A 20,301-nucleotide genomic window follows, 5' to 3' on the forward strand; every position below is an offset into this window, starting at 1 on the left:
GCCCCGGCCAGCAGTTTCGGCGGCAGCGACCAGAAGGTCGGGATGGCGGCGATGATGCCGGCGCCCATCAAGGCCAGGGACAGGATCAGGAAGGTGGTGTGGTCGGCGAAGAGTCCCGCGCTGAAGAACCCCAGGGCGCCGGCGATCACCAGACCGCAGACGAACTTGCGTCGCTCGCCGCTGGCGTCCGACAGCCGGCCCACCACCACCATGCTGATGGCGCCGAAGACGTAGGGCACGGCGGTCAGCAGGCCGATGAGGGTGGGGCTCTCGGTCCCGGCGCTGCGGATCAGCTGCGGCGCCCAGAAGTTGAGGCCATAGGAGGCGACCTGGATCAGGAAGTAGATCACCGCGAGCAGCAGGAAGCCCGGCAGTCGGATCGCCGCCAGCAGCGAGCCGTGGCTGTTGTTTTCATGACGGGCGATACGGCTGGCCAGGAAGGTCTTTTCTTCGTCGTTGAGCCAGGGCGCATCGGCGATGCGGTCGTGCAACAGGCGCAGCACCAGCATGCCCAGCAGCACGCAGGGGATGCCACCCGCCAGGAACAGCCAGTGCCAGCCGCGAATGCCGAGCAGGCCGTCCATCTGGCCGAGGATCACCCCCGAGACCGGGGCGCCGATCAATCCGGCGAAGGCCGAGGCGAGAAACAGCGTCGAGGTGATGCGCCCGCGATAGCTCTGCGGAAACCACAGCGTCAGGTAGTAGAGGATGCCCGGCGCGAAGCCGGCTTCCATGGCGCCGATCAGGAAGCGCAGCACATAGAACTGCCATTCGGAGGTGACGAACATCATCAGCGCCGTGGCGATGCCCCAGGAGATCATGATGCGCGCGATCCAGCGCCGGGCGCCGACCTTGTACAGCATCATGTTGCTGGGTACCTCGAACAGCACATAGCCCACCACGAAGAGTCCCGCGCCCAGGCCATAGGCGGTGTTGCTCAGCGACAGGTCGGCCTGCAGCTGGAACTTGGCGAAGCTGATGTTGATGCGATCGAAGAAGGCGAACAGGTAGCAGATCATGATTAGCGGCATGAGCCGCCAGGCGACCTTGCGGACGATGGCCTGTTCGGCGGCCGCCACGGCGGCGGCGGAGGTTGCGGATAAGGGCATAGCGGTCTCCCGGGAGCGGCCAGACTGGCGCTCCTTTGTTGTTGTAGTCAGGGCGAACGAATGAAAGCGGTACGGCTCAGCCAGTGGTGGCGGGCGGTGGATGCAGATCGCAATTGCGCCCGGCCTTGGCCACCTGGCCGGGGGTGTCGTGCCCCAGCAGCGCCGGCAGGGTGCGCGACAACTCGATCAGCCGTGGCAGATCGATGCCGGTGTCCACGCCGATCTCGGCGCAGAGATTCACCAGGTCCTCGGTGCAGATGTTGCCGGAGGCGCCCGGGGCGAAGGGGCAGCCACCGAGGCCACCGAGGGCGGCGTCGAAGCGCCGGGCGCCGGCTTCGTAGGCGGCCAGGACATTGCTCAGACCCAGGCCGCGGGTGTTGTGGAAATGCAGGGTCAGGGCGGACGCCGGGATCAGTTCCAGCACCTGGCGGACGATCCGCGCGACCTGCCGCGGATTGGCCATGCCGGTGGTGTCGGCGAGGGTGATGCCGGTCATGCCCAGCGCCAGATAGCGCTGCACCAGTTCGAACACCCAGCCTTCGTCGATGCGCCCTTCGAAGGGGCAACCGAAGGTGGTCGCCACCGTGCCGTTGAGCGAGACCGCCTGCCCCTGGGCCAGCTGCACCACCTCGGCGAAGCTGGCGAGGGACTGCTCGCAACTCATGCGCATGTTGGCGCGATTGTGGGTCTGGCTGGCGGAAAGCACCAGATTCAGCTCGTCGGCGCCTGCCGCCAGAGCGCGCTGGGCGCCCTTGAGATTGGGCACCAGGGCGACATAGGTCACCCCGGGCCGGCGAGCGATGCCCTGGAACACCGCCTCGCCGTCGCGCAGCATGGGCACCGCCTTGGGCGAAACGAAGGAACCGGCCTCGATCCGCGAGAAACCCAGCGCGGAGAGCCCGTCGATCAGGGCGATCTTGTCGGCGGTTTCCACCCAGCTCGGCTCGATCTGCAAGCCATCGCGAGGCGCGACTTCCTGGACGATCAGGCGTTCGCTACTCATTGCACCACCCCGCCCTGTCTGAGTCGCTGGATATCCGCTTCGCTGAGCCCCAGTTCGGCCAGCAGGCCATCGGTGTGCTCACCCAGGGTCGGACCCTGCCAGTTGACCTGGCCCGGGGTGGCCGACAGCTTGGGTACGATGCCCGGCATCTTCAGGGTGGCGCCGTCGGGCAGGGTGGTGTCCAGCAGCATCTCCCGCGCCTGGTAATGAGGATCGGCGACGATGTCGGCGGCGGAATAGATGCGGCCGGCCGGGACCTCGGCGCCTTCGAGGATCTCCAGCACCTCGTCGATGCCGCGACTGCCGGTCCAGGCGGCGATGGCCTCGTCGATCAGCTCGCAGTGGCGGGCGCGCCCGTCGTTCTGCGCAAGGTCGGGGCGCTCGGCCAGATCGGGTCGGCCGATGGCCTGCATCAGCCGCACATAGATGGGGTCGCTGTTGCCGGCGATCACCACGAAACCGCCGTCGCCAGTGGGATAGGTGTTGGATGGCGCGATACCGGGCAAGGCGCCGCCGGTGCGTTCGCGCACATGGCCGAGCATGGAGTATTCGGGTACCAGGCTTTCCATGACGTTGAAGACGCTCTCGACCAGGGAGACGTCGACCACCTGGCCATCGCCCTGGCCGGTCTTGACCCGCAGCACCGACATCAGGGCGCCGATCACCGCGTGCATGGAAGCCAGGGAGTCGCCCAGGCTGACCCCGACCCGCGCCGGCGGCACGCCCGGAGTACCGGTGGTGTAGCGGATGCCGCCCATGGCCTCGCCGATGGCACCGAAGCCGGGGCGATCACGATAGGGGCCGGTCTGGCCGTAGCCGGAGATGCGCACCAGGGTGAGCTTGGGATTGAGGGCGTGCAGCACGTCCCAGCCCAGGCCGAGCTTTTCCAGGGCGCCCGGGCGCAGATTCTCGATGAGCACGTCGGCGCCCTCGACCAGCTGCTCGACCAGGGCCACGCCTTCGGCGGAACGCAGATTCAGGGCGAGGGACTTCTTGTTGCGCGACTGCAGGTACCACCAGAGCGAGGTACCCTCGTGCAGCTTGCGCCACTTGCGCAGGGGATCGCCCTTGTCCAGGGCTTCGATCTTGATCACTTCGGCGCCGAATTCGGCCAGCAGGCGGGCGGCGAAGGGGGCGGCGATGAGCGTGCCGATCTCGATGACACGGAGTCCGGTGAGAGCCGTCATGGCGGGCGAGCCTCTTTGTTATTGGAATGAGGCCGATGCTAGGACAATAGAGCAGCCGGTGGTTAACGTCTTTCGGCAAGGGGTCTTCGCGAATCGCGAAGACCCGGATTCAGACCTCCAGCAGGTGGTCGTAGAGCAGCCGGCTGACCGGCGACAGCGTCTCCACGTCGCGGACCACCAGCGCCAGGCTGCGCTGGGACCAGTCGTCATCCAGCGCCGCGGCGATCAGTCCGAGCGGTCGCCCGATGAGTTCGAAGGCCTGCAGCGGCAGCACGCCCAGCCCGAAACCCGCCTGCACCATGCGGCACACGGCATCGAAGCCGGGTACATGGATGCGCAGGCGCAAGGCCTTGCCGTGACTGCGGGCGGCCGCCTTGGTGCGCAGGTTGATGAAGCTGTCGGCGTGCAGGCCGACGTGGTCGTCGTCCAGGGTCTCGGCGAAGGCCAGCCGCGCGCGGGCGGCCAGGCGATGATCGGGACGCATCACCACCACCAGGGTGTCCTGCCGGTAGGGCACGGCCAGCAGGCCGCGGGTGTCGGTGTCCGAGGAGCAGATGCCCAGGTCGGCGGCGCCTTCCAGCACGCCCTTCACCACCCCGGCGCTGGGTCGCTCGTCCAGGCTGATCTTGACCTGGGGATGGCCGACGGTGAAGGCCTGCAGGTCCTCGGGGAGGAATTCGATGATGGCGGAGATGTTGGCCATCATCCGCACGTAGCCGCGCACGCCCTGCAGGTGTTCGCCGACGTCGATGCTGATGCGCTCGACGTCGGCGAGGATGCGCTTGGCGTAATGCAGCAGCGTCTCGCCGACCGGGGTGAGGGTGGTGCCCTTGGCGTTGCGCTCGAAGAGTTCGATGTCGAGCGACCGCTCCAGATCATGCAGGCGCTTGCTGGCGGCGGACAGGGCGATCATCTCGCGCTCGGCGGCGCGGGTCAGGGTGCCCTCCTCGTGCACCGCCAGCAGCAGCTGCAGCGAGACCAGGTCGAGGCGGCGGAGCAGGTTGCGGTAGTGCATCGTCTTGCGGTCCTGGCGGCCAGAGGTCCTTGTACAGGACCAGGCCCGCCCGGGCTAGCCGCCCGCCTCCGGTCAGAGACCCAGGTCGCTCAAGCCGGGGTGGTCATCCGGCCGCCGCCCCTGGGGCCAGTGAAACAGCCGCTCGGCCGCGGTGATCGGCAGGTCGTTGATGCTGGCGTGACGCTCGGCCATCAGGCCCTGGTCGTCGAAGTGCCAGTTCTCGTTGCCGTAGGCGCGGTACCACTGGCCGTCTTCGTCCCGCCATTCGTAGGCGAAGCGCACGGCGATGCGCGCGCCGTCATGGGCCCAGAGTTCCTTGATCAGCCGGTACTCATGCTCGCGCTGCCACTTGCGGGTGAGAAAGGCCTCGATGGCGACGCGGCCCTGGGGGAAGTCGGCGCGATTGCGCCAGCGGCTGTCGGGGGTATAGGCCAGGGCCACCTTGGCCGGATCGCGGCTGTTCCAGCCATCTTCGGCGGCGCGGACCTTCTGCTGGGCGGATTCGAGGGTGAAGGGCGGGACGGGAGGACGGGCGGCGCTCATGGGACACTCCTGGGCAGATGAGGCCCCAGTGTCGGGCCGCGGCGGGAGTGGCACAAGGTCGAACGGCCCACGGATCCGGCCAAGTTGCTCAGACCTCCACCAGGCGATAGTGCAAGCCCCGCACCACCGCCTCGACCCGGTTGCGTGCGCCCAGTTTGCGGGCGGCGGAGTTGAGGTGCAGGTTGACCGTGGCGGTGGAGCGGTTGAGGGTGGCGGCAATGCGCTTGGCGGTCAGGCCCTTGGCCGAGTACTGCAGGCATTCGCGCTCGCGCGGCGTCAGGCGGACCTGGCCGCAGCGGCGCTCGGCCGGGGCGAGCAATTCGTCGGCCCGGGCCTGGAAGGCATGGGCCAGCACCAGGAAGGCGCCCAGGCAGGCTTCGCCGGCGGCCTCGGCGTCCGGGGCCTCGGCATCGAGGATGCCGGTCAGGGTGGCGAAGGCCCCGCCGGGCAGATGCAGCGGCACGGTCACCCCGGTGGCCAGGCCGCTGTCGCGCACATAGCAGGTGACCGGGCGATGACTGTCACCCAGGTACTCGCGCAGGGCGCTGCGGGTTTCGCTGCGAAACGACCAGACGAAGGGCGCCGCACGTCGACTGGCGCATTGCTGCACCGGGTCGATCTGGTAGTAGCCGCGCTCGCACCAGAAGGCCTGCATGTCCGCCGGCGCGTTGCGCACCTTGAACACCGAGGGGGTGATGAGTACCCCGTCGTGACTGAGGGGCACCGGGGCGTAGTCGTAGATCAGCGCCTTGCACCCCAGGTGGTCGGCGCTGGCCTGGACGGCATCCAGACAGGCGTCGAGCGTGGGCAGCTCGGCGAGGCGGCTGCTGATGGTGAGCAGATCGGCGTGCATCTTGGAGCTCCTGCCCTGATGGCGATGGGGAAAGCGAAGCAAAGGCTCTGCCAGTCGTCCCGGGCCTGCTGCAAACCTAGCACTTTTGTGGATGGGGCCAGGCCCGACCCTGGCCTAGAGTCGAGCCTACCCCGCCCCTTCGAGGAAGCCCCATGACTCAGCACGCTCCGTCCGGCGACGCCGCCGACCTCGCTCGCTTCGGCTACACCCAGGAACTCAGGCGCCAGCTCGGGCTGAAGGACCTGCTCATCTACGGCCTGGTGTTCATGGTGCCCATCGCGCCCTTCTCCATCTTTGGCGGGGTGTTCGACGCCAGCCACGGCATGGTGCCCCTCACCTACCTGATCGGCTTCGTCGCCATGCTGTTCACCGCCGTCAGCTACCAGCAGATGTCGCGCGCCTTTCCGGTGGCCGGCTCGGTCTACGCCTACGTCGGTCGCGGCCTGCACCCGGCGCTGGGCTTTCTCGCCGGCTGGGCCATCCTGCTCGACTACCTGCTGGTGCCCACCCTGTTGTATGTGATCGGCGCCAACGCCATGGCCAACGTCATCCCGGTCATTCCCCAGCCGCTGTGGATCGTGTTCTTCGTCGGCCTCAACACCCTGGTCAACCTGCGCGGCATCGAGACCACCGCCCGCGCCAACCGGCTGTTCCTCTACGGCCAGCTGGCGGTGCTGCTGGTGTTCGTAGTGCTGGCCGCGCTGGCCATCAGCCGCGGCGTGAATGGCGCCGAGTGGAGCCTGAAGCCGCTGTACAACCCCCAGGAATTCTCCCTGCCACTGATCTTCAGCGCCCTGTCGGTGGCGGTGCTGTCCTTTCTCGGCTTCGACGCCATCTCTACCCTCTCCGAAGAAACCCGTGGCGGCAGCCGGGTGGTGGGTCGCGCCACGCTGCTGGCCCTGACCCTGGTGGCCGCGCTGTTCATGGTGCAGACCTGGCTGGCCGCCCTGCTGCAACCCAATCTGATCCAGTACCCCGACGCCGATGCCTCGAACAACGCCTTCTATGAGATCGGTCGGTTGATCGCCGGCCCCTGGCTGCAGGTGGTGATCGCCCTGGCGGTGGCCATCGGAGCCGCCATCGCCAACGCCCTGGTGGCCCAGGCCGCCACCTCGCGCCTGCTGTTCGCCATGGCCCGTGATCGCCAAATGCCGCAATTCCTGCGGCAGATCCATCCCACGACCCGGGTGCCGCAGCGTGCCATCCTGCTGGTGGCGGCCTTGAGTCTGGTGCTGGGGCTGTTCTTTGTCGGCCAGATCAACCTGCTCGCCTCCATGTGCAACTTCGGTGCGCTGACCGCCTTCCTGCTCCTGCATGTGGCAGTGGCCTGGCATCACCGCGGCGCCGGTCGCCCGCTGCTGCATGCACTGGTCCCGCTGGTCGGTTTCATCATCCTCGCCTATGTGCTGTTCAACGCCGACGTCTACGCCAAGGTCGGCGGCAGCTGCTGGATGGTGCTGGGCCTGGCCGTGCTGGCCTTCCTCAAGCTCAGCGGCCGGACCACGGAATTCAAGGCCAACGACGCCGTCCATTAGGCACAGACCCGCCGCGGAGGCTCCCGATGATCAAGACCCTGCACAGCCAGCACTGCCATTGCGGCTGGGACCACAGCCTCCCCCCGGCGCTGGAGATCGCGCCGGGCGAGACGGTCAGCTTTGCCTGCCGCGACGCGGCGGACGGCCACTTCCACAGCCACTCCAGCGCCGCCGACATCGCCACCCTGCCCTTCGAGCGGGTCAATCCGGTCTGCGGTCCGCTGTGGATCGAGGGTGCCGAGCCGGGCGACGTGCTCAAGGTGACGCTGGACAGCTTCACTCCCAGCGGCTTTGGCTGGACCGCCAACATTCCCGGCTTCGGCCTGCTCGCCGACCAGTTTCCGGACCCGGTGCTGCAGCTCTGGCATTACGACCGCAGCGGTCAGACGCCGGCCGCCTTCGGCGAGTTGGCGCGAGTCCCGCTCAAGCCCTTCGCCGGCACCCTGGGGGTGGCTCCCGCAGCGCCGGGCTTGCACTCGGTGGTGCCACCACGGCGGGTAGGTGGCAATCTGGATATCCGCGACCTGGCCGCCGGCACCAGCCTCTACCTGCCGGTGGAGGTAGCCGGAGCGCTGTTTTCCATCGGCGACACCCATGCCGCCCAGGGCGATGGCGAGGTCTGCGGCACCGCCATCGAGACCGCCATGGCGGTCACCGCCACCTTCGAGCTGATCAAGGGGCAACCGCTGGCCATGCCCCGCTTCAGCACCCCGGGGCCGGTCACCCGACACCTCGACGGCGCCGGTTACGAGGCCTTCACCGGGGTCGGACCCGACCTGCTGGCCGCGGCACGCGTGGCCGTCAGCGGCGCCATCGACTGGCTCGGGCAGACCCGCAACCTGCCGGCGGACCAGGCCTATCTGCTCTGCTCGGTCTGCGGCGATCTGCGCATCAGCGAGATCGTCGACGTGCCCAGCTGGGTGGTCAGCTTCTATTTTCCGCGGATCGTGTTCGAATAGCCGGGGCCGGACGGTCTGGCGTCCGCCGCGGCAACGTCCCCCACAGCGAGGCGATGACGATCAGCAGGCCGCCCAGCCAGCCCCAGAGGCCCAGGCGTTCGTCCAGCCAGAAGCTGGCGAACAGCGCCCCGAACAGCGGCTCGGCGCCCATCAGCAGGGCGACGCGGGTGGCGCTGGTGCGGCCCAGGGCAAAGTTCTGGGCGAGAAAGGCGCCCAGGGTGCAGAACAGCACCAGGTAGCCGGTGGCGAGCCAGAAGCCCGCTTGCATGGGCAGCGGTGCCAGGCCCGGGCCCAGGGCGAACAGCAGCAGACAGGCCAGGCCCACCACCCCGGTCTGCACGGCGGTCAGCGCCAGGGCCGGCACCGGGGCACTGGCCTGTTGCAGACGCCGACGCACCACGCAGACATTGACCGCGCGCAATACGGCCGCCAGCAGGATCAGGCCGTCACCCAGGTTGAAGCTCAGGGTCACCCCACGGGTCAGCAGCCCGGCGCCCGCCACCGCCAGCCCCGCGGCGCCCAGGGCGCGGGCCTCGGGGCGCTGACCGAGCAGCCACCACTCGGCGAAGGGGGTCAGGGCCACGCAGAGGCTGATGAGAAAGGCGGCGTTGCTGGCGCTGGTCAGGGCCACGCCATAGGTCTCGGCGAGAAAGATCGCCAATAGCAGCAGCCCGGTGGGTATTCCCGGTCGCCAGGCCCGCCGGCCCTCGCCCCTCAGGGTGGGCAGCAGTAGCGCCGCGGTGAGACAGAAGCGCAGCGCCAGGTAGCCGAGCACCGGATAGAGCATCACGGCGTCCTTGACCACGGCGTAGCTGGTCCCCCAGACCAGGGCGGTGGCGAGCAGCAGGCCTTCGGCGAGGCCGAAGGTGGGGCGTTGCGACATGACGGCTTCTCCCTGAATCAGGCCGCCAGTGTGCCCGCCCCTGACAAGCACGATAAGCCCGCCAGCGTGCATAGCTCTTGTTCCCCCGGGGAAGCAATGGCAGCCTTTCCAGCCCTATTGTTTCTGGCGGTCTTCGGCATGGATCTCCTGCGCGCCCTCCCCCTGCTGCCCTGCATGGTCGCCTTCGCCAAGGTGGTGGAAACCGGCAGTTTCACCGCCGCCGCCCGGCTGCTGGACGCCACGCCCTCGGCGGTCAGTCGTCAGGTCGCGCGGCTGGAACGGGAGCTGGGGGTGCGTCTGCTGCAGCGCACCACCCGCCAGCTGCGCCTTAGCGAGGCCGGCCGCGAAGTACTCGGCCACTGCCGTCAGCTGCTGGCTGCCGCCGGTGCGGCGCTGGACAGTGGTCTGCAGCACAGCGAGGAACCGCGTGGGCAGGTGCGACTGGCGGTGCCCAAGGCGGTCGGCTACCGGCTGATCACTCCTTTGCTGCCGGAATTCTTCCAGCGCTATCCGCAGGTGGATCTGCAACTGCGCCTGGACGATCGCCCGCTGGATCCCATCGCCGACGACCAGGATCTGCTGGTGCGCATCACCGAGCAGCCGCCCGCCGGCTTCGTCGCCCGGCCACTGCGCGAGATGGACTTCGTGCTCTGCGCCAGCCCGGCCTATCTGCGGCGCCGCGGCACGCCCCAGCAGCCCCAGGCGCTGGCCGAGCACTATTGCCTCTACCTGGGTGAAATCCCGGGTGACCAGCGCTGGCAACTGCGCCGCGGCGACCGGGTGGAAAGCGTGACGGTGCGCGGCCGCCTGGCCTGCAATCACAGTGGCGTGCGCCTGGAGGCGACCTTCGCCGACCTGGGCATCGCCTGCCTGCCGGCCTTCGCCGCCGAAGCCGGTCTGGCCGCCGGTAGCCTGCAGCGGGTGCTGCCCGACTGGCAATACCTCGGCCCCTACCAGGGCACCGCCTGGCTGCTCTATCCACCGGATCGCCAGTTGCCGACGGCGGTGCGGGTGTTGGTGGATTTTCTGGTGGAGCGGCTCAGGTCAGCCCCAGGTTCAGGCTAGCACCGCCACCGACTTGAGCTGCGCCCAGACCCGACTCCCCGGCTGCAACGCCAGCCGCTCCAGCGAATAGCGGGTGATCCGTGCCAGCAGCGCCGCGCCGCCTAGGTCCAGGCGCACCAGCACCTGGGCCGGCGAACGGGTCGGGGCGATCTCGGCGATGGTGGCCGGCAGCACATTGAGGATGCTGCTGTGCTGGCGTTCCAGGCTGAGGCTGACATCCCGTGCCAGCACCTTGATGCGCAGCGTCTGGCCGGGCGGCAGCGGGGCATGGGCCAGCAGCACGCGCTGCTCGCCGGCCAGGCCCAGGCTGAGCAGGCCGTAGTCCGGGTCATGGCCGAGCACCAGCCCTGCCAGCACCACCCCGGCGTCATCGGCCAGGGCGATGGGCAGGTCGAGGCGCGCCAGTACCTCGCTGGTCGGCCCACTGGCCAGCACCCGACCCCGCTCCAGCAGCACCAGGTGATCGGCCAGCCGCGCCACCTCGTCGGGGGCATGGCTGACATAGAGGATCGGCAGCGCCAGCTCCCGGGTCAGGCGCTCCAGGTAGGGCAGGATCTCGGCCTTGCGCTCGGCGTCCAGCGCCGCCAGGGGCTCGTCCATGAGCAGGAGGCGCGGACTGGTGAGCAGCGCCCGGGCGATGCCGACCCGCTGGCGTTCGCCGCCGGAGAGACGTGCCGGCATCCGGGTGAGCAGTCCCTCGATGCCCAGCAGCTCGACGACCTGCTCCAGCGCCAGCCGGCGTTCGTCCGGCGCGACCCGCTGCCAGCCGAACAGCAGGTTGCGGCGCACGTCCAGGTGCTCGAACAGATTGGCGTCCTGGAAGACATAGCCCAGGGCACGCCGATGCGGCGGCAGGAACAGGCCGCGGTCGCTGTCCTGCCAGGTCTCCCCGGCCACCACCAGATGCCCGCGGGCGGCCGGTTCGAGTCCGGCCACGCACCTCAGGCAGCTGGTCTTGCCCGAGCCCGAGGGGCCGAACAGCGCGGTGACGCCGCTGCCGGGCAGCATCAGGTCCACGTCCAGCGTGAAGCTCGGGTGTGAGAGTTCGAATCTCGCCGTCAGACTCCTACTCATGTCCAGGCCGACCGCCCGCGGCGGCCATAGAGCAGCAGGAGGATCACGAAGGAAAAGGCCAGCATGCCGCCGGCCAGGAGATGCGCCTGGGGATACTCCATGGCTTCCACGTGATTGAAGATCTGGGTGGAGACCACCTGGGTGCGCCCGGGGATGTTGCCGCCGATCATCAGCACCACGCCGAATTCGCCCACGGTATGGGCGAAGCCGAGGATGGCGGCGGTGACGAAGCCCGGCCGCGCCAGGGGCAGCACCACATGGAAGAAGGTATCCAGGGGACTGGCCCTCAGGGTGGCCGCGGCCTCCAGGGGACGCGGACCGATGGCCTCGAAGGCGTTCTGCAGCGGCTGCACCACGAAGGGCAGCGAATAGCACAGCGAGCCCACCACCAGCCCGGCGAAGGTGAAGGGCAGCCGCCCCAGCCCCAGGGCCGAGGTCGCCTGTCCCACCCAGCCCTCCGGCCCCATGGCCAGCAGCAGGTAGAAGCCGATCACCGTGGGCGGTAGCACCAGCGGCAGGGCCACCAGGGCGCCGACCGGCCCCTTGAGCCGGGAGCGGGTGCGCGCCAGCCACCAGGCGAGGGGCGTACCCAGCACCAGCAGCAGCAGCGTGGTCACGCTGGCCAGTTCCAGGGTCAGGCGGATCGCCGCCCAGTCCGCCGCGCTCAGGCTCATGGGATCACTGCCGGTAGCCGTAGGCCTTGAGCACCGTGGCCGCCTGGGGTCCCTTGAGATAGGTCAGCAGCGCCTTGGCCGCCGGCTGATCCTGGCCCTTGTCCAGCAACACCGCGTCCTGGCGGATCGGCGCATAGAGCTCGGCCGGCACGATCCAGGCCGAGCCTTCCTTGATCTTGCCGTCCTGATAGATCTGCGACAGGGCGACGAAGCCCAGCTCGGCATTGCCGGTGGCGACGAACTGGTAGGTCTGGGTAATGTTCTGGCCTTCCACCCGCTTGGTCGCGACCGCCTCGGTCAGGCCCAGCTTGGCCAGCACCTGGGAGGCGGCCAGGCCATAGGGCGCAGTCTTGGGATTGGCCACGGCCAGGTGGCTGAAGGCGTTCTGCTTGAGCACCGCGCCTTCACCATCCACATAGCCGGTTTTGGGCGACCAGAGCGCCAGGGTGCCGATGGCATAGGTGAAGCGTGAACCCTTGACCGCTGCGCTTTCGCTTTCCAGCTTGGCCGGGGTGCTATCGTCGGCGGAGAGAAAGACCGCGAAGGGCGCGCCATTCCTGATCTGGGTGTAGAGCTGGCCGGTGGCGCCGCTGGAAATCACCAGCTGATGGCCGGTGTCCCGGGCGAATTGTTCGCCAATGGCCTTGAGCGGCGCGCTGAAGTTGGCGGCCACGGCCACCTGGACCTCGTCGGCCAGGGCGGGCGCGGCCAGCGCCGCGGTGAGCAGGGAAAGCAACAGGCGGGAACGGCTGGAGATCATCGGTTCTGGCTCCATCGAGGGCTAGCAGGCCCTTTGCAGCTGCAGGTCGCTGGCGGCTACAGAGGGCACAAAAGAAAACGCCGGCAGGTTGCCCCGCCGGCGTTGGTTCTGGCACTTAGGCCAGCTTCTTGTACTTCACCCGCTTCGGCTGGGCCGCGGCCTCGCCCAGGCGCTTCTTGCGATCGGCTTCGTACTCGGTGTAGTTGCCTTCGAAGAACACCACGTTGGAATCGTCCTCGTAGGAGAGGATGTGGGTGGCGATGCGGTCGAGGAACCAGCGATCGTGGGAGATCACGATGGCCGCGCCGGGGAAGTCCAGCAGGGCGTCTTCCAGGGCGCGCAGGGTTTCCACGTCCAGGTCGTTGGAGGGTTCGTCCAGCAGCAGCACGTTGCCGCCCTGCTTGAGGGTCAGCGCCAGGTGCAGACGACCGCGCTCACCACCGGAGAGGTCCTTGACGAACTTCTGCTGGTCGGCGCCCTTGAAGTTGAAGCGACCCACGTAGCTGCGCGAAGGCACCTCGTAGTTGCCGATTTTGATCACGTCGGAACCGTCGGAGACCTGCTCCCAGACGGTCTTGGTGTCGGACAGGTTCTCGCGGCTCTGATCGACGCTGGCCAGTTGCACGGTATCGCCGATCTCGATGCTGCCGGCGTCCGGCTGCTCCTTGCCCATGATCATGCGGAACAGGGTCGACTTGCCGGCGCCGTTGCCGCCGATGACGCCGACGATGGCGCCCTTGGGCACCACGAAGCTCAGGTCGTCGATCAGCAGGCGATCACCATAGCCCTTGCTGACGTTCTTGAACTCGATGACCTTGTCGCCCAGGCGCTGACCGGCGGGGATATAGATCTCGTTGGTCTCGCTGCGCTTCTGGAATTCCTGGGACTGCATTTCCTCGAAGCGCTGCAGGCGGGCCTTGGACTTGGACTGGCGGGCCTTGGCACCGGAGCGTACCCATTCCAGTTCGGCCTTCATGGCCTTGGCGTGGGCGGCTTCCTGCTTGGCTTCCTGGGTCAGGCGCGCGGCCTTGGATTCCAGCCAGCCGGAGTAGTTGCCCTCGAAGGGGATGCCCTGGCCGCGGTCCAGTTCCAGGATCCAGCCGGCGACGTTGTCGAGGAAGTAGCGGTCGTGGGTGATGGCCACCACGGTCCCGGGGAAGTCGTGGAGGAAGTGCTCCAGCCAGGCCACCGAGTCGGCGTCCAGGTGGTTGGTGGGTTCGTCCAGCAGCAGCATGTCGGGGGCCGACAGCAGCAGGCGACACAGCGCCACGCGGCGCTTCTCGCCACCGGAGAGCACGCCGACCTTGGCGTCCCAGGCCGGCAGGCGCAGGGCATCGGCGGCGACTTCCAGCTGGCGCTCCAGGTTGTGGCCGTCGGCGGCCTGGAGGATGGCTTCCAGCTTGGCCTGCTCGGCGGCCAGGGCGTCGAAGTCGGCATCCGGCTCGGCATAGGCGGCATAGACCTCGTCCAGCCGGGCCTGGGCCTGCTTGATCTGACCGACCGCTTCCTCGACCACGTCACGAACTGTCTGCTCGGGATCAAGTTTCGGTTCCTGCGGCAGATAACCCACATTGATACCGGGCATCGGCCGCGCTTCACCTTCGATCTCGGTATCGACGCCGGCCATGATGCGCAGCAGCGTCGATTTACCCGCACCGTTCAGACCGAGCACGCCGATCTTGGCGCCGGGAAAGAACGACAGGGAGATGTTCTTGAGGATTTCACGCTTGGGCGGCACGACCTTGCCGACCCGGTGCATGGTGTAGACGTATTGAGCCATGGTGGGACCTTGGGACCGGAATGAAAAACAGGGGACACAGTATGGCGTCAGCAGCGAACGCTGTCGAAACCCCGCGCGACGAAAGCGCCGGTGCTGATCACGCGGAAAAAACCGGCGGAGACACCGTCCGGTCCCTTATCATAGGCCATCCCTGCCCCGCGGAATCGGGCGCAGCCGAACGGCCATCGCCTCTGCAGGAACGCAGTCCGTCGTGAACAGCCCGTCCTCCTCGCTGCCGGAAGAGCCGCTCGCCCCCGCTTCGCGACGCCTGACCCGCGGCCTGCTGATCCTCTCGCTGGTGGCCATGCTGGCCCTGATGTTCTGGCAGGCCTTTGCCAGCGTGGCCGAGCGCGAGGCGCTGCGGCGCGAACAGCTGGATGGCCTGACCCGGCAACTGGCCAACACCGTCGAATTCGGGCTGGCGCTCAAGGCCCAGGCGGTGCGCAGCACCCTGCGCTGGTCGCTGGACCCCACCCTGCCGCTGGCCCCCAATCTGCTGCTCGGCCTCAAGGACTTCTTTCCCGGCCTGCAACAGGTGCGCTGGCTGCCGGCCAACGCCAACCTGCGCGCGGCGCGCCTGGGCGATACGCCGGACGCCGCCTTCATCCAGCAACTGATCGCGCGCGCCGGCCAGGCCGACTTCCGCTACGGCTACAACGCCCAGGCCACTGCCGCGCCCCTCTATGTGCTGCTGGCCGGCGATCGCGAGGAGCAGCGGGGCTGGTGGGTGCTGACCAGCGCCCCCCTGCTCGAACCCCTGTGGCGGCCGACCCGGGTACCGTCCGGTCTCGACTGGCGCCTGGAGGACCGCTCCCAGGGCACCCTGCTGTTCCGCGGCGGCGAAACCCCGGCGGCGAACAGCATCGACGAGGTGCGCCAGGAGCTGGCCTACAGCAACTGGCAGGTGGTGGGCAGCCATCCCGCCGAAGACGTGGGCACCACGCTGCTGGGGGCCTCCTTCGGCCGCCTGGCGCTGTTCAGCCTGTCCGGCCTGGTGGCCATCATCCTGCTCTATTTGCTGCTGCGCGAAGAACAGGGCCTGCGCGCCCTGACCCTCGCCTCGCGACGTGGCCTGCGCCTGGCCGGCATCGCGCTCAACGGCATCGAGGAAGCCGTCTGCATGACCCAGGCCGACGGTCGCCTGGTGCATGTCAACGCCACCGCCGCGCGGCTGCTGGGCATCGCCGCCAATGACGCCCAGCAATTCTTCCTCGCCAGCCTGCTGCCCGAGCTGGTCGCCCTGACAGCCGCCGAGCGTGACAGCGGCGCCCTGGTCACCCTGGCGGTGGAAGGCCAGCCGCGGCGCTTCGCGGTCAGCTGCCACGCCCTGGCGGACAGCCAGCCCAGTGCCCGGGTCCTGCGCGACCGCACCCAGACCCAGGACGGCTTCGTCTGGGTCCTGCGCGACGTCACCGAACAGCAGCGCAACCTGGAGACCATCCAGACCACCCGGCAACGCTACGAAAGCATCTTCAACGGGGTGCACACCGGCATCTGCGTGGTGGATCTGAGCGCCGTCCAGCCGCACATGCAGGCCCTGGGCCTGGAGCGCCCCGAGCAACTGGCGGAGCTATTCGCCCGCGAGCCCGAAGTCCTGGACAGCCTGGGCCGCCAGGTGCGCATCACCGAGATCAACCAGCGCGCCCTGGCAATGCTCGGCATCGAGCACCTCGACCAGGCCTGGGCGCGGCTGGTGGGTGATTCCCGCGTCCAGCTCGGTGGCAAGAGATACCGCCTGCTGGCCGGCCTGCTCTCCGGCCAGCAGGTACTGGAACTCGAGACCTGCATCGGCACCACCGAGGGCGAACGGCACCTCTGGCTGACCATGCACCTGCCAGCCGACCCCCGGCACCTCGACGCGACCCTGCTCAGCCTCAACGACATCACCCAGCGCAAGCTCGGCGAATTGCGCCTGCTCGAGCGCGACAGCTTCTGGTCGAACTTGATCAGCGCCATCCCCGACACCCTCTATACCTATGACGTGGCCAGCGGCGAGCTGACCTACGAGAGTCATTCGCTGGCCCTCAAGCTCGGCTATCCGCCGGAGGCCTTCGCCAGCCTCGGGCGCGCGCGCCTGCACCCGGATGACCTCGAACTGCATGAGCGAGTGGTCAGCATGCGGCCGACGCTCTGCGACCAGCCCAGCAGCAGCCTCTTGCGTTGGCAGCACCGCAACGGCGGCTGGCGCTGGTTCGACGTGCGCGAGCAGCGCCTCGCCCGGGCGGCGGACGGCACCGCGGCGAGCGTGGTCGGGCTGGCCCTGGACGTCACCGACATGGTGCGGGCCAGCGAGCGCCTGCGCGACAGCGAGAATCGCTACCGGCAGCTGGCGGAAAGCATCAGCGACGTCATCTTCACCACCGACGCCCAGCTGGTGCTCAACTACATCAGCCCCTCGGTGGAGGAATTGCTCGGCTATCCCGTCGGCGAGCTGCAACAACGCACCCTGGCCGAACTGGTGGTGCACTCGCGCCAGTGGCAGGAGGTGCGCCGCACCCTGCAGCGGCTGCTGCGCAGCCTCGACAATCCGCGCGCCCTGGCCGAGTTGCGCCGGGAACACTTCGCGCCCCTGTTGCTCGACTGCCTGCACGCCCAGGGCCACACCCTGCAGATCGAGCTGCGCCTCAAGCCGCTGTGGGACGACCACGAGCGCTTCGCCGGCCTGCTCGGCATCTGCCGCGACATCTCCGCCCAGCGCCGCACGGAAAAGGACATGCGCATGGCGGCCACGGTGTTCGACCACTCCGCCGGCGCCATCCTGGTCACCGACCCGGCCGGCTACATCGTGCGGGTCAACCGCACCTTCACGCGCATCACCGGCTTCAGTCCCGAAGAGGTGTTCGACCAGCAGCCGATGATGCTCTGCGCGGACAAGCAGGAAGCCAACCAGCTGCAGCACGTGATGCAGCAGCTGCGCACCCAGGAGAGCTGGGAAGGCGAACTCTGGCAGCGCCGCCAGGACAACGAGCCCTACCCCTCCTGGGTCGGCATCACCGCCATCCGCGACGACGACGGCGACCTGATGAGCTATGTCTGCTTCTTCGTCGACATCAGCGAGCGCAAGGCCAGCGAAAGGCGCATCCACCGCCTGGCCTACTACGACGCCCTGACCCTGCTGCCCAACCGCACCCTGTTCCAGGACCGCCTGCACAACGCCCTGCAGCAGAGCCGCCACAACGGCAGCTGGGTGGTGCTGATGTTCCTCGACCTCGACCGCTTCAAGCCGATCAACGACAGCCTCGGCCACGCCGCCGGCGACCGCCTGCTCAAGGACGTGGCCATGCGCCTGACCGCCTGCGTCGGCACCGAGGACAGCGTGGCGCGCATGGGTGGCGACGAATTCACCCTGCTGCTGTCCGGCCTGGAAACCCGCGAGGTCGCCCTGGCCCAGGCGATCCGCGTCGGCGAGCAGATCCTCTCCCAGCTGTCCGAGGCCTTCGTGCTCGAAGGCCGCGAATTCTTCGTCTCCGCCAGCATCGGCATCGCCCTCTCGCCACAGGACGGCCATGAGCTCAGCCAGCTGATGAAGAACGCCGACACCGCCATGTACCACGCCAAGGAGATGGGCAAGAACAACTTCCAGTTCTACCAGGCCGAGATGAACGCTCGCGCCCTGGAGCGCCTGGAACTGGAAGCCGATCTGCGGCACGCCCTGCTGCAGGGTGAATTCCGTCTGCACTACCAGCCGCAGTACCGTTGCGACAACCGGCGCCTGACCGGGGTCGAGGCCCTGCTGCGCTGGGAGCATCCGGTGCGCGGCCACGTCTCGCCGGCGGAATTCATCCCGGTGCTGGAAGAGATCGGCCTGGTGGTCCAGGTCGGGGAGTGGGTGATTCGCGAAGCCTGCCGGCAGATGCGCGAATGGCACGCGGCCAGGGTGCGCATTCCCAAGGTCTCGGTGAATCTCTCCGCCCGCCAGTTCAGCGATGGCCAGCTCGGCCAGCGCATCGCCGAGATCCTCGCCGAGACCGGCCTGGCGCCGGCCTGCCTGGAGCTGGAACTGACCGAGAGCATCCTGATGCGCGACGTCGGCGAGGCCCTGCAGCTGCTCGGCGAACTCAAGAGCCTGGGCCTGTGCATCGCGGTGGACGACTTCGGCACCGGCTATTCCTCGCTCAACTACCTCAAGCAGTTCCCCATCGACATCCTCAAGATCGACCGCAGCTTCGTCGACGGCCTGCCCCACGGCGAACAGGACGCGCAGATCGCCCGGGCCATCATCGCCATGGCCCACAGCCTCAATCTCTCGGTGATCGCCGAGGGCGTCGAGGAACCGGCGCAACTGGAATTCCTGCGCCTGCATGGCTGCGACGAGGTGCAGGGCTTCCTTTTCGACCGTCCGCTGCCGCCGGATCTGCTGCGCGAACGGCTGGAGCACCAGGGGCTGTTCCCCGTCCTGACATGAGACCAATGGCGGCGGCGCATGACCGGCGCTCATACCTCAGAGTTCCCGCGATGGGGTAGAATGTTGCCCCTCACGAGCCCGATCGGGCTCGCTCTTCGCCATGCCTCAGGGGACCCTGCCGCCATGTTCAGCCGTGAAACCACCCTCGCCCGCTTCGACGCCGACCTGTATGCCGCCATGCAGCAGGAAGCCCAGCGTCAGGAAGATCACATCGAGCTGATCGCCTCGGAAAACTACACCAGTCCGGCGGTCATGGAAGCCCAGGGCAGCGTGCTGACCAACAAGTACGCCGAAGGCTATCCCCACAAGCGCTACTATGGCGGCTGCGAATACGTCGACGTGGTCGAGCAACTGGCCATCGACCGCGCCAAGCAGCTGTTCGGCGCCGACTACGCCAACGTCCAGCCGCACTCCGGCTCCCAGGCCAACTCGGCCGTGTACCTGGCGCTGATCGAAGCCGGTGACACCATCCTCGGCATGAGCCTGGCTCACGGCGGTCACCTGACCCACGGCGCCACCGTGTCCTCTTCCGGCAAGCTGTACAACGCCGTGCAGTACGGCATCGACGAGCAGGGCCTGATCGACTACGCCGAAGTCGAGCGCCTGGCCCGCGAGCACCAGCCCAAGGTCATCGTCGCCGGCTACTCCGCCTACTCCCAGGTGCTGGACTTCGCCCGCTTCCGCGCCATCGCCGATGCGGTGGGCGCCTACCTGTTCGTCGACATGGCCCACTTCGCCGGTCTGGTCGCCGCCGGTGTCTATCCGAACCCGGTACCCTTCGCCGACGTGGTCACCAGCACCACTCACAAGACCCTGCGCGGCCCGCGCGGCGGCCTGATCCTGGCCAAGGCCAACGAAGCCATCGAGAAGAAGCTCAACTCGGCAGTCTTCCCCGGCGCTCAGGGCGGTCCGCTGATGCACGTCATCGCCGGCAAGGCGGTGTGCTTCAAGGAAGCCCTGCAGCCCGAGTTCAAGACCTACCAGCAGCAGGTGATCAAGAACGCCCAGGCCATGGCCGGCGTGTTCATCGAGCGCGGCTTCGACGTCGTCTCCGGCGGCACCGACAACCACCTGTTCCTGCTCAGCCTGATCAAGCAGGAAATCACCGGCAAGGACGCGGACGCCGCCCTGGGTCGCGCCTTCATCACCGTGAACAAGAACTCGGTGCCGAACGATCCTCGCTCGCCCTTCGTCACCTCCGGTCTGCGCATCGGCACCCCGGCCGTCACCACCCGTGGCTTCCAGGAAGCCGAGTGCCGCGAGCTGGCCGGCTGGATCTGCGACATCCTCGGCAACATGGGCGACGAGTCGGTGATCGACGCCGTACGTGAGAAGGTCAAGGCCGTCTGCGCCCGCCTGCCGGTGTACGGCAAGTAAGAGGTCCGCCTTCCCCCTCTCCCCTGGGAGAGGGCCGGGGTGAGGGAAAACCCCAAACAACGAGCCCCGACCAATCGGC

16 protein-coding genes are annotated in these 20,301 nt (G+C 68.1%); 5 read left to right on the top strand and 11 right to left on the bottom strand.

Features of this window, described 5'->3' with window-relative positions; all coding sequences use genetic code 11:
* The 6 genes from GSQ95_RS13530 to GSQ95_RS13555 form a co-directional block, all read right to left on the bottom strand.
* A partial coding sequence (locus tag GSQ95_RS13530; protein ID WP_158973826.1) for an MFS transporter occupies window positions 1-1,109 on the bottom strand: 1,109 nt, incomplete at its 3' end.
* 76 nt (window positions 1,110-1,185) lie between these two features.
* Window positions 1,186-2,112 (bottom strand): hydroxymethylglutaryl-CoA lyase, encoded by a 927-nt coding sequence (locus GSQ95_RS13535; protein WP_158893671.1) that lies wholly within the window; start codon window positions 2,110-2,112, stop codon window positions 1,186-1,188.
* Window positions 2,109-3,299 carry a CaiB/BaiF CoA-transferase family protein gene (locus GSQ95_RS13540; protein ID WP_158893669.1) on the bottom strand — a complete coding sequence of 397 codons (1,191 nt, stop codon included), beginning with the start codon at window positions 3,297-3,299 and terminating at the stop codon, window positions 2,109-2,111. The genes GSQ95_RS13535 and GSQ95_RS13540 overlap by 4 nt, the downstream gene beginning before the upstream one ends.
* Before the next feature lie 109 nt (window positions 3,300-3,408).
* Window positions 3,409-4,314, bottom strand: a complete 906-nt coding sequence (locus GSQ95_RS13545) for a LysR family transcriptional regulator (protein WP_133862144.1) — start codon at window positions 4,312-4,314, stop codon at window positions 3,409-3,411.
* Between the two features lie 72 nt (window positions 4,315-4,386).
* Window positions 4,387-4,857 carry a nuclear transport factor 2 family protein gene (locus GSQ95_RS13550; RefSeq protein WP_158893667.1) on the bottom strand — a complete coding sequence of 157 codons (471 nt, stop codon included), beginning with the start codon at window positions 4,855-4,857 and terminating at the stop codon, window positions 4,387-4,389.
* An 88-nt stretch (window positions 4,858-4,945) separates the two neighbouring features.
* Window positions 4,946-5,710, bottom strand: a complete 765-nt coding sequence (locus GSQ95_RS13555) for a LuxR family transcriptional regulator (RefSeq protein WP_158893665.1) — start codon at window positions 5,708-5,710, stop codon at window positions 4,946-4,948.
* Between the two features lie 152 nt (window positions 5,711-5,862).
* On the opposite strand from GSQ95_RS13555, the gene GSQ95_RS13560 reads away from it, so the two are divergent.
* Both GSQ95_RS13560 and GSQ95_RS13565 read left to right on the top strand, forming a co-directional pair.
* A complete protein-coding gene (locus GSQ95_RS13560) occupies window positions 5,863-7,245 on the top strand; it encodes an APC family permease (RefSeq protein ID WP_158893663.1) in 1,383 nt (460 codons plus the stop codon).
* Window positions 7,246-7,271: 26 nt separating this feature from the next.
* Complete coding sequence (locus tag GSQ95_RS13565) at window positions 7,272-8,204, top strand: acetamidase/formamidase family protein (RefSeq protein ID WP_158893661.1); 933 nt, start codon at window positions 7,272-7,274, stop codon at window positions 8,202-8,204.
* Here GSQ95_RS13565 and GSQ95_RS13570 read toward each other — a convergent pair.
* Window positions 8,170-9,087 carry a DMT family transporter gene (locus tag GSQ95_RS13570; RefSeq protein WP_158893659.1) on the bottom strand — a complete coding sequence of 306 codons (918 nt, stop codon included), beginning with the start codon at window positions 9,085-9,087 and terminating at the stop codon, window positions 8,170-8,172. The genes GSQ95_RS13565 and GSQ95_RS13570 overlap by 35 nt on opposite strands.
* Window positions 9,088-9,225: 138 nt before the next feature.
* On the opposite strand from GSQ95_RS13570, the gene GSQ95_RS13575 reads away from it, so the two are divergent.
* A complete protein-coding gene (locus tag GSQ95_RS13575; RefSeq protein ID WP_158893657.1) occupies window positions 9,226-10,152 on the top strand; it encodes a LysR family transcriptional regulator in 927 nt (308 codons plus the stop codon).
* Here the strand turns inward: GSQ95_RS13575 and modC are convergent.
* The 4 genes from modC to ettA all read right to left on the bottom strand — a co-directional run bounded on the left by modC (window position 10,144) and on the right by ettA (window position 14,440).
* Window positions 10,144-11,226, bottom strand: coding sequence for a molybdenum ABC transporter ATP-binding protein (gene modC / locus GSQ95_RS13580; RefSeq protein WP_158893655.1), 1,083 nt, complete (start codon window positions 11,224-11,226; stop codon window positions 10,144-10,146). The two genes, GSQ95_RS13575 and modC, sit on opposite strands and share 9 nt — an antisense overlap.
* Window positions 11,223-11,900, bottom strand: a complete 678-nt coding sequence (modB, locus tag GSQ95_RS13585; RefSeq protein ID WP_158893653.1) for a molybdate ABC transporter permease subunit — start codon at window positions 11,898-11,900, stop codon at window positions 11,223-11,225. The genes modC and modB overlap by 4 nt, the downstream gene beginning before the upstream one ends.
* 4 nt (window positions 11,901-11,904) lie before the next feature.
* Window positions 11,905-12,660 carry a molybdate ABC transporter substrate-binding protein gene (gene modA, locus GSQ95_RS13590; protein ID WP_158893651.1) on the bottom strand — a complete coding sequence of 252 codons (756 nt, stop codon included), beginning with the start codon at window positions 12,658-12,660 and terminating at the stop codon, window positions 11,905-11,907.
* 115 nt (window positions 12,661-12,775) lie between these two features.
* On the bottom strand, window positions 12,776-14,440 hold the full coding sequence (gene ettA, locus GSQ95_RS13595; protein ID WP_158893649.1) for an energy-dependent translational throttle protein EttA: 1,665 nt from the start codon (window positions 14,438-14,440) through the stop codon (window positions 12,776-12,778).
* A 211-nt stretch (window positions 14,441-14,651) separates the two neighbouring features.
* Between ettA and GSQ95_RS13600 the strand changes: the two genes are divergently transcribed.
* Both GSQ95_RS13600 and glyA read left to right on the top strand, forming a co-directional pair.
* Window positions 14,652-18,845, top strand: coding sequence for an EAL domain-containing protein (locus GSQ95_RS13600; protein WP_158893647.1), 4,194 nt, complete (start codon window positions 14,652-14,654; stop codon window positions 18,843-18,845).
* A 123-nt stretch (window positions 18,846-18,968) separates the two neighbouring features.
* Complete coding sequence (gene glyA / locus GSQ95_RS13605) at window positions 18,969-20,222, top strand: serine hydroxymethyltransferase (RefSeq protein ID WP_158893645.1); 1,254 nt, start codon at window positions 18,969-18,971, stop codon at window positions 20,220-20,222.
* Window positions 20,223-20,301: the final 79 nt, after the last annotated feature.

The sequence above is a fragment of the Pseudomonas sp. BAV 4579 genome, assembly GCF_009765395.1.
GTDB classification, from domain to species: domain Bacteria; phylum Pseudomonadota; class Gammaproteobacteria; order Pseudomonadales; family Pseudomonadaceae; genus Chryseomonas; species Chryseomonas aestiva.

Coding starts and splice junctions, on each gene's coding strand:
- GSQ95_RS13535 (WP_158893671.1), bottom strand. CDS start 2,112: ATGAGTAGCGAACGCCTGATCGTCCAGGAAGTCGCGCCTCGCGATGGC.
- GSQ95_RS13540 (WP_158893669.1), bottom strand. CDS start 3,299: ATGACGGCTCTCACCGGACTCCGTGTCATCGAGATCGGCACGCTCATC.
- GSQ95_RS13545 (WP_133862144.1), bottom strand. CDS start 4,314: ATGCACTACCGCAACCTGCTCCGCCGCCTCGACCTGGTCTCGCTGCAG.
- GSQ95_RS13550 (WP_158893667.1), bottom strand. CDS start 4,857: ATGAGCGCCGCCCGTCCTCCCGTCCCGCCCTTCACCCTCGAATCCGCC.
- GSQ95_RS13555 (WP_158893665.1), bottom strand. CDS start 5,710: ATGCACGCCGATCTGCTCACCATCAGCAGCCGCCTCGCCGAGCTGCCC.
- GSQ95_RS13560 (WP_158893663.1), top strand. CDS start 5,863: ATGACTCAGCACGCTCCGTCCGGCGACGCCGCCGACCTCGCTCGCTTC.
- GSQ95_RS13565 (WP_158893661.1), top strand. CDS start 7,272: ATGATCAAGACCCTGCACAGCCAGCACTGCCATTGCGGCTGGGACCAC.
- GSQ95_RS13570 (WP_158893659.1), bottom strand. CDS start 9,087: ATGTCGCAACGCCCCACCTTCGGCCTCGCCGAAGGCCTGCTGCTCGCC.
- GSQ95_RS13575 (WP_158893657.1), top strand. CDS start 9,226: ATGGATCTCCTGCGCGCCCTCCCCCTGCTGCCCTGCATGGTCGCCTTC.
- modC (WP_158893655.1), bottom strand. CDS start 11,226: ATGAGTAGGAGTCTGACGGCGAGATTCGAACTCTCACACCCGAGCTTC.
- modB (WP_158893653.1), bottom strand. CDS start 11,900: ATGAGCCTGAGCGCGGCGGACTGGGCGGCGATCCGCCTGACCCTGGAA.
- modA (WP_158893651.1), bottom strand. CDS start 12,660: ATGATCTCCAGCCGTTCCCGCCTGTTGCTTTCCCTGCTCACCGCGGCG.
- ettA (WP_158893649.1), bottom strand. CDS start 14,440: ATGGCTCAATACGTCTACACCATGCACCGGGTCGGCAAGGTCGTGCCG.
- glyA (WP_158893645.1), top strand. CDS start 18,969: ATGTTCAGCCGTGAAACCACCCTCGCCCGCTTCGACGCCGACCTGTAT.